The 12162-nt window shown below is 56.6% G+C and carries 18 protein-coding genes; 12 read left to right on the plus strand and 6 right to left on the minus strand.

The features are described from left to right. The first annotated feature begins 27 nt into the window (after positions 1-27). Positions 28-1803: an aspartate--tRNA ligase gene (gene aspS / locus AC2FLE_RS00360; RefSeq protein WP_496689571.1), complete on the plus strand. Its 1776-nt coding sequence runs from the start codon at positions 28-30 to the stop codon at positions 1801-1803. 196 nt (positions 1804-1999) lie between these two features. Here aspS and AC2FLE_RS00365 read toward each other — a convergent pair whose 3' ends face one another. After that, complete coding sequence (locus tag AC2FLE_RS00365; protein ID WP_496694724.1) at positions 2000-2716, minus strand: response regulator; 717 nt, start codon at positions 2714-2716, stop codon at positions 2000-2002. Between the two features lie 134 nt (positions 2717-2850). On the opposite strand from AC2FLE_RS00365, the gene mce reads away from it, so the two are divergent. Together mce and AC2FLE_RS00375 are read left to right on the plus strand one after the other, a co-directional pair. Next, positions 2851-3255 carry a methylmalonyl-CoA epimerase gene (gene mce, locus AC2FLE_RS00370; RefSeq protein ID WP_281972677.1) on the plus strand — a complete coding sequence of 135 codons (405 nt, stop codon included), beginning with the start codon at positions 2851-2853 and terminating at the stop codon, positions 3253-3255. A gap of 17 nt (positions 3256-3272) precedes the next feature. Beyond that, a complete protein-coding gene (locus AC2FLE_RS00375) occupies positions 3273-3548 on the plus strand; it encodes a DUF1467 family protein (protein WP_142636598.1) in 276 nt (91 codons plus the stop codon). Between the two features lie 3 nt (positions 3549-3551). On the opposite strand, the gene AC2FLE_RS00380 is transcribed toward AC2FLE_RS00375, so the two are convergent. Further along, complete coding sequence (locus AC2FLE_RS00380) at positions 3552-4250, minus strand: EI24 domain-containing protein (protein ID WP_496694725.1); 699 nt, start codon at positions 4248-4250, stop codon at positions 3552-3554. After that, positions 4247-4825 (minus strand): nitroreductase family protein, encoded by a 579-nt coding sequence (locus tag AC2FLE_RS00385; protein ID WP_281972678.1) that lies wholly within the window; start codon positions 4823-4825, stop codon positions 4247-4249. The genes AC2FLE_RS00380 and AC2FLE_RS00385 overlap by 4 nt, the downstream gene beginning before the upstream one ends. A 136-nt stretch (positions 4826-4961) precedes the next feature. On the opposite strand from AC2FLE_RS00385, the gene AC2FLE_RS00390 reads away from it, so the two are divergent. Beyond that, a complete protein-coding gene (locus tag AC2FLE_RS00390; RefSeq protein WP_496694726.1) occupies positions 4962-5237 on the plus strand; it encodes a DUF167 domain-containing protein in 276 nt (91 codons plus the stop codon). Here AC2FLE_RS00390 and AC2FLE_RS00395 read toward each other — a convergent pair. Further along, on the minus strand, positions 5228-5473 hold the full coding sequence (locus AC2FLE_RS00395) for a DUF8831 family protein (RefSeq protein WP_271949269.1): 246 nt from the start codon (positions 5471-5473) through the stop codon (positions 5228-5230). The genes AC2FLE_RS00390 and AC2FLE_RS00395 overlap by 10 nt on opposite strands. A 122-nt stretch (positions 5474-5595) precedes the next feature. Between AC2FLE_RS00395 and AC2FLE_RS00400 the strand changes: the two genes are divergently transcribed. From AC2FLE_RS00400 to AC2FLE_RS00420, 5 genes are all read left to right on the plus strand, one after another. Then, positions 5596-6303 carry a M48 family metallopeptidase gene (locus tag AC2FLE_RS00400; RefSeq protein ID WP_496694727.1) on the plus strand — a complete coding sequence of 236 codons (708 nt, stop codon included), beginning with the start codon at positions 5596-5598 and terminating at the stop codon, positions 6301-6303. Next, on the plus strand, positions 6300-6668 hold the full coding sequence (locus tag AC2FLE_RS00405) for a YigZ family protein (protein WP_142636608.1): 369 nt from the start codon (positions 6300-6302) through the stop codon (positions 6666-6668). Before AC2FLE_RS00400 ends, AC2FLE_RS00405 begins: the two co-directional genes overlap by 4 nt. A gap of 70 nt (positions 6669-6738) precedes the next feature. Continuing rightward, a complete protein-coding gene (locus AC2FLE_RS00410) occupies positions 6739-6990 on the plus strand; it encodes a DUF6455 family protein (RefSeq protein ID WP_496690996.1) in 252 nt (83 codons plus the stop codon). Between the two features lie 10 nt (positions 6991-7000). Beyond that, complete coding sequence (locus tag AC2FLE_RS00415) at positions 7001-7273, plus strand: DUF6455 family protein (protein WP_496694728.1); 273 nt, start codon at positions 7001-7003, stop codon at positions 7271-7273. Continuing rightward, positions 7270-7527, plus strand: a complete 258-nt coding sequence (locus AC2FLE_RS00420) for a DUF6455 family protein (protein ID WP_496689582.1) — start codon at positions 7270-7272, stop codon at positions 7525-7527. Before AC2FLE_RS00415 ends, AC2FLE_RS00420 begins: the two co-directional genes overlap by 4 nt. On the opposite strand, the gene AC2FLE_RS00425 is transcribed toward AC2FLE_RS00420, so the two are convergent. Next, positions 7528-7770, minus strand: coding sequence for a CDGSH iron-sulfur domain-containing protein (locus tag AC2FLE_RS00425; protein ID WP_142636614.1), 243 nt, complete (start codon positions 7768-7770; stop codon positions 7528-7530). It abuts the gene before it with no gap. A 226-nt stretch (positions 7771-7996) separates the two neighbouring features. Here AC2FLE_RS00425 and AC2FLE_RS00430 point away from each other — a divergent pair, with 226 nt between their 5' ends. Both AC2FLE_RS00430 and AC2FLE_RS00435 read left to right on the plus strand, forming a co-directional pair. Beyond that, positions 7997-8185: a hypothetical protein gene (locus tag AC2FLE_RS00430; protein WP_142636616.1), complete on the plus strand. Its 189-nt coding sequence runs from the start codon at positions 7997-7999 to the stop codon at positions 8183-8185. A gap of 131 nt (positions 8186-8316) precedes the next feature. Then, positions 8317-8673, plus strand: coding sequence for a diacylglycerol kinase (locus AC2FLE_RS00435; RefSeq protein ID WP_142636618.1), 357 nt, complete (start codon positions 8317-8319; stop codon positions 8671-8673). Positions 8674-8707: 34 nt separating this feature from the next. On the opposite strand, the gene rimO is transcribed toward AC2FLE_RS00435, so the two are convergent. Then, the gene (gene rimO / locus AC2FLE_RS00440; RefSeq protein ID WP_142636620.1) at positions 8708-10096 is read right to left on the minus strand and encodes a 30S ribosomal protein S12 methylthiotransferase RimO; all 1389 of its coding nucleotides are present in this window, start codon (positions 10094-10096) and stop codon (positions 8708-8710) included. A gap of 96 nt (positions 10097-10192) precedes the next feature. Here rimO and AC2FLE_RS00445 point away from each other — a divergent pair, with 96 nt between their 5' ends. Continuing rightward, positions 10193-12151, plus strand: a complete 1959-nt coding sequence (locus AC2FLE_RS00445; RefSeq protein ID WP_496694729.1) for an AsmA family protein — start codon at positions 10193-10195, stop codon at positions 12149-12151. Positions 12152-12162: the final 11 nt, after the last annotated feature.

The following is a 12162-nucleotide window of genomic DNA, read 5'->3' on the forward strand; positions in this document are numbered from 1 at the left end:
AATTCTGCGCCCGAAGGGATATGATCCATGCACGCCTATCGCAGCCACACCTGCGCCGCTCTGACCGCCGCCAATGTCGGTGAAACCGTTCGCCTGTCTGGCTGGGTGCATCGGGTCCGAGATCACGGCGGCGTTCTATTCATCGACCTTCGCGATCATTTCGGCGTCACACAGGTTTTGTGCGACGGCGACAGCGCGGCATTCGCCGAACTGGAAAAAGTCCGCTCGGAATGGTGTATCCGTATCGATGGCACAGTCAAAGCGCGCGCCGCTGATCTGGTGAACGCGAAATTGCCCACGGGCGAGATCGAAGTTTACGTGCGCGAGTTGGAAGTACTGGGCGCCGCTGACGAGCTGCCGCTGATGGTGTTCGGCGATCAGGAATACCCTGAGGAAACGCGCCTGCGCTATCGCTATCTGGACCTGCGCCGCGAAGTGATGCAGCAGAATATGACCTTGCGCTCGGACGTTGTTGCCTCGATGCGCCGCCGGATGTGGGATCAGGGCTTCCGCGAGTATCAGACGCCAATCATCACGGCGTCCTCGCCTGAAGGCGCGCGCGATTTCCTCGTTCCGTCACGTCTTCACCCGGGCAAGTTCTACGCGCTGCCGCAGGCCCCACAGCAGTTCAAACAGCTGATCATGGTGTCGGGCTTCGACAAGTATTTTCAGATCGCGCCCTGCTTCCGGGACGAAGACCCGCGCGCCGACCGCTCACCCACCGATTTCTACCAGCTTGACCTTGAGATGTCGTTTGTCGAGCAGCAGGACGTATTCGACACGATTCAGCCCGTTCTGACCGGCGTGTTCGAAGAGTTCGGCGGCGGCCGTAAAGTCGATCAGGACTGGCCGCAGATTTCCTACAAGGACGCGGCCTTGTGGTATGGCAGCGACAAGCCCGACCTGCGGAATCCTATTAAAATGCAAGTGGTCTCCGACCACTTCCGCGGGTCTGGGTTCGCGATTTTCGCGAAGCTGTTGGAGCAGGATGGCACCGAAATCCGCGCTATCCCTGCGCCGACGGGTGGCAGCCGCAAGTTCTGCGACCGCATGAACGCCTTTGCCCAGAAAGAGGGTCTGCCCGGTATGGGCTATATCTTCTGGCGCGATCAGGGCGAAGGGATGGAGGCCGCCGGTCCACTGGCCAAAAACATTGGCCCTGAACGGACCGAGGCGATCCGCCAGCAGTTGGGTCTGGGCGTCGGAGACGCTGCGTTCTTCCTTGGCGGCAAACCGAAAGCCTTTGAAAAGGTGGCCGGCAGGGCGCGCGATGTGATCGGTGATGAACTGAACCTGACCGAGAAAGACCGCTTTGCCTTTGCCTGGATCGTCGATTTCCCGATCTATGAGCAAGACGAAGAAACCGGTGCGATCGACTTTGAACACAACCCCTTCTCGATGCCGCAGGGCGGGATGGAGGCGCTGCAGGGTAATCCTCTGGACGTGCGCGGTTATCAATATGACCTGGCCTGTAACGGATACGAGCTGGTCTCGGGCGCGATCCGGAACCACAAGCCCGAGATCATGCTGAAGGCTTTTGAGCTGGCTGGCTATGGCGCGGATGAGGTGAAATCCCGCTTTGGCGCGCTGTTCAACGCCTTCCACTATGGCGCCCCGCCGCACGGTGGCTGTGCAGCTGGTATCGACCGGATCGTGATGCTTTTGGCCGATGAAGCCAATATCCGCGAGGTCATGATGTTCCCGATGAACCAGCGTGCCGAGGATCTGATGATGCAGGCACCGTCCGACCCGGCCTCGGACCAGCTGATGGAGTTGGGCCTGCGGATTATCCCTCAGGACTGATAGAAAACCCGCCACAGTCGCCTGTGGCGGATTTTTTTCTGTTTTCAACCCATTCCCAATTCTCTGTTAGCGGGTTTACAGGAAATGGTCCTTTTTCCTCTCGCGGCTGTTCCGAATGTCACGCGCGCTGACGCGTGTCTGTCTGTATGCCCACAGACAAAGGAGCGATGCGGTAATTAAATATCCGGTTGTCACTTCAGATAGCCTCGCGCTGTTCCAGACGGGCCTGCACTATTCCCGCAACCTGGGCTGTCAGAGCGGTGATGGGCATACCTGCGGCGCGTGAGGCAGCCAACTGCTGGGCGGCTTCGGCCAGAACCGTATCTTCAGCATCACGGGCAACGCCGCGCAGGAATTGGGCCGCATAGTCCAGTGACCGATGGTCATTCGGTCCGGCCAGAACATCGGCGATATGTGCCATGTCGTCCTGATAGGCCATAGGATCGGGGCATATCACCTCATCCCGAACGGCGTGGAGCGTGCAGGGGCGGCGGTCTTCAGGTAGACAATTCAGAATAGACGACTGGAAATAGGACAGTGAGTTAAGCGGTTTGGCAAGAAACCCGTCCGCGCCAACCTCTGTCGCAAGGGTTTCTGAATTGTCGTCGCCTGACATGCCCAGAATCGCTCCGATCCGGGGCGTAGTCATGGCCAATTCGGCAATCAGATCAGCACCAGAGCCATCGGGTAGTCCCATATCCACCAAGATCACAGAAGGCCGATAGATTTGAAGGTGGCGTCGGGCGGATTTCAGGCAATCGGCTCGCCTGATCCGCGCACCCGAATGCAAACACATTAACCGGATAGCGTCGCAGGCATAGCGGCTGTCTTCAACAACCAAAATGGTTTGTCCCAGCAGCGGCCGCGTGGCCGTTGGCTGTGCGGGTGAGGTGAAGGGGCTCGAATCGTCCATGGCAGAACTCCTATTCAGCAGATGCTTCACGCTAGGAACTTCTGGCTAACACGGGGTTAACGGCAATTTGGCGCACTTGTCCTTTGCCTGATCTGTCCCCATAACCGCTGCAACTCAGAAGGTAGGAGAGTTCCATGATTGGCCGCTTAAACCACGTTGCCATTGCCGTCCCTGATCTTATGGCGGCGTCTGAACAGTACCGCAGCGCTTTAGGTGCCAAGGTTGGCACGCCGCAGGATGAACCTGATCACGGCGTTACTGTGGTGTTCATTGAATTGCCCAACACCAAGATCGAGTTGCTTTATCCTTTGGGCGATGACAGCCCGATCAACGGTTTTCTAGAGAAGAACCCCGCCGGCGGAATCCATCATGTCTGCTATGAGGTAGAGGATATCATTGCCGCGCGTGATCACCTGAAAGAAACCGGCGCCCGGGTGCTGGGTAGCGGTGAACCCAAGATCGGTGCGCACGGGAAACCGGTTCTTTTCCTGCATCCCAAAGATTTCAACGGCTGTCTGGTCGAGTTGGAACAAGTATAAACACCGGAGGTGTACACATGACGATCACTGCAGGACTGGTTCTGTTTGCCGTCATCTGGTTCATGACGCTTTTGGTGATTCTGCCGATCCGCATCAAGACCCAGGGTGATTTGGGCGAGGTCGTTCCCGGCACCCATTCAGGGGCCCCGGAAGTGCATCACATGAAGAAAAAGCTATGGATCACCACCGGGGTGTCGGTCGTGCTCTGGGCTATCATTGCAGGGATCATTATTTCGGGCGTGATTTCGGTACGGGATTTCGATTGGCTAAATCAAATGGAACCGCGAAACTAAGCTTCAGGGCGTTGGCCCTGACAGCTTATGAAAGATATGCGTGAATGTAGCAGCTCCGATAATCGGGATCACAAGGTTCACCAGCGGAATAGACAGTGGGATGGCCATCAACGTGCCCGCAAGCCAAATTGTTGACGAATGTTGTGCCCGCAGTTTTCGCGCGCCCTCACGCCCGATACGGCGCATGGCTGCCAGCGTAAAATACTCACGCCCCAGCAGAAATCCGTTCATCGCCCAAAAGATAAACGGGGCCAGTGGCGTGAAGATCGCATAAAGGATCAGCGCCAGAAGGTTGGCCAGGATCAACACGCCCATAAATCCAAGCGCGTCAGTGATCGCATCGCCTATCGGGATGCGTGGAACCGCGGGCAGGCTCGGATAATGCCTGTCCTCTACAGCTTGCGTGACATCGTCCAGAAACACAGACGTGATGGCTGAGGCGACGGGAATCATCAGAAACACTGGCAGGATCAGCACCAGGAAAATGCCGGAATAGCTGAGGACGTCATTCAGCCAGGGAACTGCACCAATGAATGGCAGCGATATCTCGTCCCCTGACAGCCGGTTGATCAGCCAAATTGCACCGGCGCAGGCTGCGATCAGCATCAGGATGGTCAGGCCGATACCTCGCAGCAGAACCCTGCGGAATTTCGGGTCTCCGATCTGACCAAGCGCTGAAAAAAAAGCGTTGAGGATGATCATTCTGTGACCCATTCGGTCAGGGCATCAACATCCGGGCGGGGGCGTTCGGGCGGGGTCGAGCCTTCGGTCGCGATATGGATCAGACCGGCAACCCGTTCGTTATCCTGCAATTCAAACGCCTTGCGACAGAATTCCGGATCGTGGGTTTGCCAGCCAGACAACCAATTCGCGCCCCATCCTGCGGTCAAAGCAGCGTTCAGCAAAGCAAGGCAAACAGCCCCGGCGGAATAGGTCTGCTCGATGGCTGGAATCTTTTCCGAAGGCTTCTGAACCTCGATCACAGCGACGGCGAGATGGCCTAAATCAAACTGTCCGCGCGCTTTTTCAATGTCTTGAGGGGATTTGCCAAGCGCCTCACCGCATTCCTGCGTTAGCCCCGACAGGCGCCCCATTGCGCCTTTTTCAAGCACGATGAACCGCCAGGGTTCCAGTTTTCCGTGATCCGGGCTGCGGGCTGCTGCGGTCAGCAGGGGCATCAGCTGCTCACGGTCGGGGGCTGGTTCAATCAACGTTTTGGCTGGGCGCGACCGACGGGTCTGCAGAAACTCAAAAGCGGCCGGATTCTTCAAGGACATATGTTAACTTCCTTTACATAGGCTGTCTGTATCTGGTTGAACGTCTGGCGAGTTTCAAGTGCAATCGGCTGGACCAGTTGGATCAATTTCATTCCCCGCCCAACCGTGCAAGGGTCTTTGTTAACAGAAGGTGCCAATGGGAAAACCGAAACTAAGAAATCTTCCAGACCTGAGCGACCGTGTTGCACCGAATGCTGAGATTGCGGTCAGGGTTACCCCGAAAGCCGCAGCAGACAGGATTTTGGTTCAGGACGGAACGATCAGAATATATATCACTGCACCGCCCGAAAACGGCAGGGCAAATGAAGCCACACGTGAGCTTCTGGCGGTGGCGCTGGGGGTTGCTCCGTCCGCACTGATCCTGAAGCGCGGCCAGACATCGCGCGAGAAAGTCTTTGTGTGTCAGGCCTGATCGGGGGTTTCGCGAATTTGGTAAACACCTTCGGGCAGATCCAGTGCCGCAGCCAGATCACGAACCTGTTCGGGCGAAAGCGTAATCTTCTGAACCTGGTCAGTGCGCGGATCCAGTTGTTCCAGCGTTACGCATTCTGCAAAATTGTTAATAACCACATCCTCGTTCAAAGGCTTCTCGCCTTCGTCCACCAGGGTTATGACCGTCGAGTCGAATTCATGCTCAATCGAAAACATGTGTCCAGCTTGCCGGGCGGAACATTGCAATGCAACCCGTTCGTGGGAAATCGTCCGGTGGCGAACCGCCTAGTGTCGGGCTATGTTCGAAGAAAAGGCATGACCGGACCAAAGGAAATAGTATGCGTCGCCTGATCTTGTTGGTATTTGGTCTGGTTCTGTCGGCCTGTGACACCGGTTCGTTACGCGTTCAGCCGGTAGAGGAATGGCAACAACCCTCAACTGATTTTCAGGTCGATGTGCTGACCTTTCGCGAAATCAGTCAAAGGGTCGGGGATGTGGCGCGCGCAGAGTGCAAGCGGCGCAGTAATGTCAGCAACTGCGATTTTTCGATCGTGGTTGATCTGAACCCTCGCGCACCAGCAAATGCTTTTCAAACCTTGGATGACGACAATCAACCAGTCATAATCTTCACCCGCGCGATGATTCAATCGGTGGAAAACGCCGATGAACTGGCCTTTGTGATGGGGCATGAATCTGCTCATCACATCCTGCGCCATATTCCCCGCCAGTCCGAAAACTCACGAGAAAGTGCCGCGATTTTTGGCGAGCTTGCACGCATAGCGGGGGCAAATGACGCCGATCTTGAACAGGCGCAGAAGCTGGGCGCGCAGGTGGGTGCCCAGATATATGTCAAGGACTTTGAACTGGAAGCGGACCGGTTGGGAACGATCATCACGCACCGGGCAGGTTATAATCCCTTGTTAGGAGCCCGCTATTTTGACCGAATTCCTGACCCGGGCGATCGTTTTCTAGGCACCCATCCACCGAATGCTCAGCGCGTCGAAATTGTTTTGGAAACCTCGCGGCAGCTTGGGCTGACACAATGACGGGACTGAAACGGTTGGGGGTTGTCTTGACGGACCGCGGATCGAAATATGCCGTGTCCGGCGCTTTGGTCAGTTCCCGTGACGAGGTGGCTGCTGTCCTGCAGGACCTGAAATCTGACAAAAGCTATGCCAAGGCCACGCACAATACCTGGGCCGCAATCCTGCCTACTGGTGCGCTCAAAGCGGATGACGGGGAAAGCGGTGCCGGAATGGTGATTCTGCGCATGCTGGAAAGGGCCGAACTGAGCGGTCATATCGTCATTGTCACTCGATGGTATGGCGGAAAAAAGCTGGGCGGTGATCGATTCCGACGGGTGCAGGATGCAACACGGGCTTATCTGGACGAACTGGAATTGGGACTTTGACCTGCGTCAAGGCTTGGGCTGTTTCGTATTGCTAGTCTGATCAGACAAAGCGAAACGGAAAGGAATGCCAATGCCCGATCGCGAAACGCTTAGGCATCATGCTGGTCTTGTTGACCGTATGGCAGGCAAGCTGGGGGTTGATCTGCAGGAATCTGCAATCGCTGGACATATATCGGTGGATCAGATTACCGATGCGGTTCTGCGATGCACCGATTGCCCGAACCCGGGCCATTGCCAATCTTTTTTGAATCAACCGGTTCTGGCAGCGCAGACACCCGAATATTGCCGGAACCAGGATTTGTTAAGCAAGTTGATCCCTTAGGGGGGCCGCAATGCCGCGCCTTGGACACCTCATGACCCATTTGCGCCTTGTGTTGAGGATGGGGCAAGCGACGGGTACGGATATTGTACGGGCCCACAATAAAGGTCGGCTAAGTCAGGAAGACTGGGCTGAAATGATCCGCCTGTGTCAGGGATGTGGCTGGGCGGCTGCCTGCCCGGATTGGATGGAAAGACATCCAGATATTGCAGGAGCACCGCAAACCTGCCCGAACAAACATCAATTCGCCGCGTTGAAAGCAATACAAATGCAGGAATTGGGATGAAACACGCTGTACTGGGCGACGTGGAAAAGCACTTTTGGCTGACACGATCCGTGGCCCGATGCCTTAAGATCTCGTTGACCGAAGCCATGTCCGACGGGCGGTTGAGCCCGGATGAATACGCCGAGATGGTAACGCGTTGCCGGGCCTCGGACTGTCACGAGAAATGCACGATATGGCTGGCCGTACAGCAATCTGATCCCCGTTCAGCGCCCGGGTTCTGCGTAAATAGCCATGTTTTCAACCGGCTGAAGTGATCAGATCTTGGAATGTGTCCCGTCGCAAAACGGTGGGTTAGCGCAGTTTTTGCAGCCGCAGAAGAACAGTTTCTTGCTGGTATCAGCCGTGAACTTGACCGGTTCAAAGCCGGTTCCTTTGTGAGATCCATCACAAAATGGCTGCCGATTGGACCGGCCGCACGAGCACCAGAAATAGCTTTTTCCTTCGGTTACTTCGATTGGATAGGGCGCTTTTTGCGCAATGACTGGACCTTCTGGCATCTGATTTCTCCGTTCGCTGACTTTCCCCAGTCTATCGCCTGAACAGATGTGCCGAAAGCAGTAGCTGCCACGCGGCACCCATTCCCTGGGCAATCCCCCCGGCATGGTTTTGCCTGCTTTCGCAAACGCGCTGTTGATTTTATTGCAAAATTACCAACCACACCGTATTGTGAAGTCGGCCCCATGTTCAGGGCAATAACAGAAATTAATTAGAGGAATGACGGACATGAAACTCAAATTTGCTGCCGTTAGTGCGTTTGCCCTGGTTCTGGCTGCTTGCTCGCAACAGGAAGAGCCGACACCGGTATACATTACCCCAGATTATGACAAATACGGCACGCCGAGCTGCCCGGCAGGGACAGATCTGGCGACGACCGAAGCAGGTCAGACCGTATGTAATCCGACTGCTCAATAAGATTTTCTCGGGCGGATTCCGACATAGCCGCCCGCACAATCGAACAAAAAAGCCGCCCTATGGGTGGCTTTTTTATTGCCTGTCATACGGTGTTCGGGTTTCTGTTTGACCTATTGAATTACCGAGGTCGCATGAGAAAACTTGTCACCCATCTAAAGGACCGCATCCGCTGGAGCTGGCAGGGATTGGCTGCCACTTGGCACGGTGAATACTCGTTCCGCGCTTGGGTCTGCGCTAATCTTGTTTCTGCGGGTCTGGCCCTGTGGCTGCCCCTGAGCGATGGCGTTCGGGCTCTGATACTGGTGATCGGTCTGTTGGTTCTGGTGGCCGAACTGTTCAACACGGCGATCGAACGGGCGGTGGATCATACTTCGACCGAACACAATCTATTGGCCGGGCAAGCCAAAGACGCCGCCAGCGCTGCGGTGGCACTGTCTGCTTTGGCTGGCGGATTGGCCTGGGTTATCGGGCTGTTGAGCCTTTTCTGACTGCCGCTGGGTCGGTCAATTCAGTTAGGTGTGGTTAGCGCAGCTTGCCCCATAGATCATATTCCCCGGCCTCGTCCACCTCGACCGAGACAATGTCGCCCGGCTTCAGGGCCTCAAACCCCTCGTCGATGAACAGATTGCCGTCGATCTCGGGCGCATCTGCGGTGGTGCGACAGGTCGCGGCCTCATCGTCGATATCATCCACGATGACTTGCAGGGTATGGCCGACCTTGGCGGCCAGTTTGGCCTCGGAAATCGCCTGAGCCTTTTCCATGAACCTTTCCCATCGGTCTTGTTTGACATCGGCGGGCACATGGTCAGGAAGGTCGTTGGATCGGGCTCCTTCGACGTTTTCGTACTGAAAGCAGCCGACGCGATCCAGTTGCGCCTCGTCCATCCAGTCCAGCAGGGTCTGGAACTCAGCTTCGGTCTCGCCGGGATAGCCCACGATAAAGGTGGATCGCAGAGTGATATCAGGACAGGTCGCGCGCCAGGCGGCGATCTCGTCCAATGTTCTGGCAGCTGCAGCTGGGCGGGCCATTCGTTTCAAAACATCCGGATGTGCGTGTTGAAAAGGGATATCCAGATAAGGCAGCACGTTGCTGCCAGCATCCGCCATCAGCGGGATCAGTTCACGTACATGCGGGTAGGGATAGACATAGTGCAGACGAATCCAGGCATCCAACTGACCCAATTCACGCGCCAGATCGGTGATATGGCTGCGGACCTCACGGTCTTTCCAGGGATTCACGTCATATTTCCGGTCCAACCCATAGGCCGACGTGTCCTGAGAGATCACGAGCAATTCGCGCACACCGTTATCGACCAGCTTTTCCGCCTCGCGCAGAACAGCATGCGCCGGACGGCTGGCCAGTTTGCCGCGCATGTCCGGGATGATGCAAAACTTGCATTTGTGGTTACAGCCCTCGGATATCTTGAGATAGCTGTAGTGGCGCGGCGTCAGTTGAACGTTGGCCGCAGGCAGCAGATCCACGAAGGGGTCGGGATCAGGCGGCACGGCCTTGTGTACCGCGTCCAGCACCTGTTCGTATTGATGTGGTCCGGTGACGGCCATGATACGCGGGTGATGCTCGCGGATGTAATCGGGTTCGGCCCCCAGGCATCCGGTTACGATAACCTTGCCGTTTTCTACCAAAGCCTCGCCGATGGCATCCAGAGACTCCGCCTTGGCGCTGTCCAGAAATCCGCAGGTATTCACAATCACGGCATCTGCGCCTGAATAGTCCGGCGAGATGCCGTATCCTTCGGCCCTCAGGCGCGTCAGAATCCGCTCGCTGTCGACCAAAGCCTTGGGGCAACCCAGCGATACCATGCCGATGGTCGGCTGGTTCGGACGTGGTGTATCAGTGATCCGGGCAGCAGGTGCCAGGTCGGGGCGGAGGTTTGGCGGGTTTGTGGTCATGGCGCGGCATATAGTGGGGAAAGCTTCCCCTTGCAAATGCGCTGCCGTCTTTGAATGATCTTTTTATAGCGTGCCAAATAAGTCGGAGAGCAGAAAATGAAATGGCTAATGCGCATCCTGTTCCTTTTGGTGGCTGTGGTCGGTCTTGTCATCGGCGCGTTGCTGCTGATGCCGGGCGACAAGTTGGCGACCATTCTGGCCGAGCAGGTCAAGGCACAAACCGGGCGTGATCTGAAACTGTCGGGGGGCGTTAAGCTGTCCTTCTGGCCTGTGCTGGGCATGGAAACCGGGGCGGTTTCCTTCGGAAATGCCTCGTGGGCGGGGTCTGAGCCGATGCTGAGCGCCGAAAGCCTGGCGGTTGGGGTCGATACCTTGGCCATTTTGTCCGGCGATGTGCTGATCAAACGGATTATTGCCGAGAATCCGACCCTCAGACTTGAACTGTCAGACGGGCGCGGAAACTGGGAGTTTGACACGGCCGTCGCCCCGACAGCCAGCGGCTCGGGTGGATCAAAACCGGCCGATGCATCGCGTGCGGTGACACTGGAGCATCTGAAACTGACCCAGGCGCGTCTGATCTTTGTTGAAAATGGATCGGCCCGATTTGATGTCGCAGATGTGGATTTGTCTGCTAGTTGGCCAGCAGTCTCGGCCCCCATGGTTCTGGATGCACAAATGCCGGTTCCGGGTGGTGAGGCCCGCGTGGATATCAAGATACCCGACTTGCCGGCTTATGCCACGGGCGCGGCATCCGAGATTGAACTTGCACTTGCGGCCCCTGGTGGTGACATCGGATTTGACGGGCGCGTCAACCTTGCCGGAGAGATGGACGGCAAGCTGCAGTTGAAAACCAAAGACACGGAAAAAATGCTGGCCGCGTTCGGTCAGGAGGGCGTTGGAGTGCCGCACGGGTTGGGCCGCGCTGCGAACGTGTCGGGGCAGATGACCTATACCAAAGACGGTCGCATCTCGATGCGCGATCTGGTGGCTTCACTCGACAGTAACCGTTTTACAGGCGAAGTTGATATTGTCATTTCCAACCCGCCACAGATCACTGCTCGGTTGGATGCCAGTGATCTTGATCTTTCTCGCTATAATCAAAGTGGTCAGACGGTCTCGTCCAGTTCCGGCGGTTCCGGCTCGGGTGCTGCCTCGGAGGGGTGGTCAAGGGAACCGATCGACGCCTCGGCGCTGGCTTTGGCCAATGGTGAAATTCGACTGACAGCCAAATCTATCGCGCTGCCCGAGCTGACGCTTGGCCCCAGCGACCTGACATTGCGGCTGGACCGGTCTCGGGCTGCATTGGAGATGAACCCGGCAACCTTGTTTTCCGGAACGCTGAACGGGCAGGTGGTGGCCAATAATCGGAATGGGTTGTCCGTTGGCGGCAAGATAAAGGCCAAGGGCATTGACCTCAAACTAGCTCTGACAGCCTTGGTCGGGGTCGAGCGGCTGTCCGGGACCGGGTCGGGATCATTCGAGTTTCTGGGCGTTGGCCAGAACGAGAATCAGATCATGCGCTCGCTCAGCGGTAAGGGCCGCTTGGATGTAGGAAAGGGGCTGATATCGGGTTTTGACCTTGATCGTCTGATGGGACGAGGCAAAGGTTCGGGTGGCACCACCGTGTTCAACAGCCTGACGGCTAGCTTCACCATTGATAAGGGCGTTTTGCAGAACAACGATCTGTTGATGTCGCTGGACAATTTCCGCGCGGATGGCAAAGGAAAAGTCGGGATCGGAGCGCGCAATATCGACTATCTGTTCACGCCAGTCGCTCTGCGTGCGAATTCGGGAGAGGGCCTGTCGGTTCCGGTGCGTATCGTTGGACCATGGAGCAATCCGTCGATCAAGCCGGACTTGACCAAGGTGATCGAAGCGGCCGCCGGAGGAAAGGTCAAAGAGCTTGAGGATGATGTCAAAAAGAAAGTCATCGACAAGATAGGCGGCGATACGGGTACGGCCGGGACTGACGGTGACAGCGTCGAGGATGCGCTGAAGAACAAGCTTGAGGACGAGGCCAAGAAAGGACTGCTTAAGCTGTTTGGCGGCAATTGAAGTGTCGGGGC

The organism is Ruegeria sp. CDSA077, assembly GCF_059612265.1.

What these genes read in the sequence shown, in the direction of transcription:
- aspS (WP_496689571.1), top strand. Translation starts at nt 28, where the DNA reads ATGCACGCCTATCGCAGCCACACCTGCGCCGCTCTGACCGCCGCCAAT.
- AC2FLE_RS00365 (WP_496694724.1), bottom strand. Translation starts at nt 2,716, where the DNA reads ATGGACGATTCGAGCCCCTTCACCTCACCCGCACAGCCAACGGCCACG.
- mce (WP_281972677.1), top strand. Translation starts at nt 2,851, where the DNA reads ATGATTGGCCGCTTAAACCACGTTGCCATTGCCGTCCCTGATCTTATG.
- AC2FLE_RS00375 (WP_142636598.1), top strand. Translation starts at nt 3,273, where the DNA reads ATGACGATCACTGCAGGACTGGTTCTGTTTGCCGTCATCTGGTTCATG.
- AC2FLE_RS00380 (WP_496694725.1), bottom strand. Translation starts at nt 4,250, where the DNA reads ATGATCATCCTCAACGCTTTTTTTTCAGCGCTTGGTCAGATCGGAGAC.
- AC2FLE_RS00385 (WP_281972678.1), bottom strand. Translation starts at nt 4,825, where the DNA reads ATGTCCTTGAAGAATCCGGCCGCTTTTGAGTTTCTGCAGACCCGTCGG.
- AC2FLE_RS00390 (WP_496694726.1), top strand. Translation starts at nt 4,962, where the DNA reads ATGGGAAAACCGAAACTAAGAAATCTTCCAGACCTGAGCGACCGTGTT.
- AC2FLE_RS00395 (WP_271949269.1), bottom strand. Translation starts at nt 5,473, where the DNA reads ATGTTTTCGATTGAGCATGAATTCGACTCGACGGTCATAACCCTGGTG.
- AC2FLE_RS00400 (WP_496694727.1), top strand. Translation starts at nt 5,596, where the DNA reads ATGCGTCGCCTGATCTTGTTGGTATTTGGTCTGGTTCTGTCGGCCTGT.
- AC2FLE_RS00405 (WP_142636608.1), top strand. Translation starts at nt 6,300, where the DNA reads ATGACGGGACTGAAACGGTTGGGGGTTGTCTTGACGGACCGCGGATCG.
- AC2FLE_RS00410 (WP_496690996.1), top strand. Translation starts at nt 6,739, where the DNA reads ATGCCCGATCGCGAAACGCTTAGGCATCATGCTGGTCTTGTTGACCGT.
- AC2FLE_RS00415 (WP_496694728.1), top strand. Translation starts at nt 7,001, where the DNA reads ATGCCGCGCCTTGGACACCTCATGACCCATTTGCGCCTTGTGTTGAGG.
- AC2FLE_RS00420 (WP_496689582.1), top strand. Translation starts at nt 7,270, where the DNA reads ATGAAACACGCTGTACTGGGCGACGTGGAAAAGCACTTTTGGCTGACA.
- AC2FLE_RS00425 (WP_142636614.1), bottom strand. Translation starts at nt 7,770, where the DNA reads ATGCCAGAAGGTCCAGTCATTGCGCAAAAAGCGCCCTATCCAATCGAA.
- AC2FLE_RS00430 (WP_142636616.1), top strand. Translation starts at nt 7,997, where the DNA reads ATGAAACTCAAATTTGCTGCCGTTAGTGCGTTTGCCCTGGTTCTGGCT.
- AC2FLE_RS00435 (WP_142636618.1), top strand. Translation starts at nt 8,317, where the DNA reads ATGAGAAAACTTGTCACCCATCTAAAGGACCGCATCCGCTGGAGCTGG.
- rimO (WP_142636620.1), bottom strand. Translation starts at nt 10,096, where the DNA reads ATGACCACAAACCCGCCAAACCTCCGCCCCGACCTGGCACCTGCTGCC.
- AC2FLE_RS00445 (WP_496694729.1), top strand. Translation starts at nt 10,193, where the DNA reads ATGAAATGGCTAATGCGCATCCTGTTCCTTTTGGTGGCTGTGGTCGGT.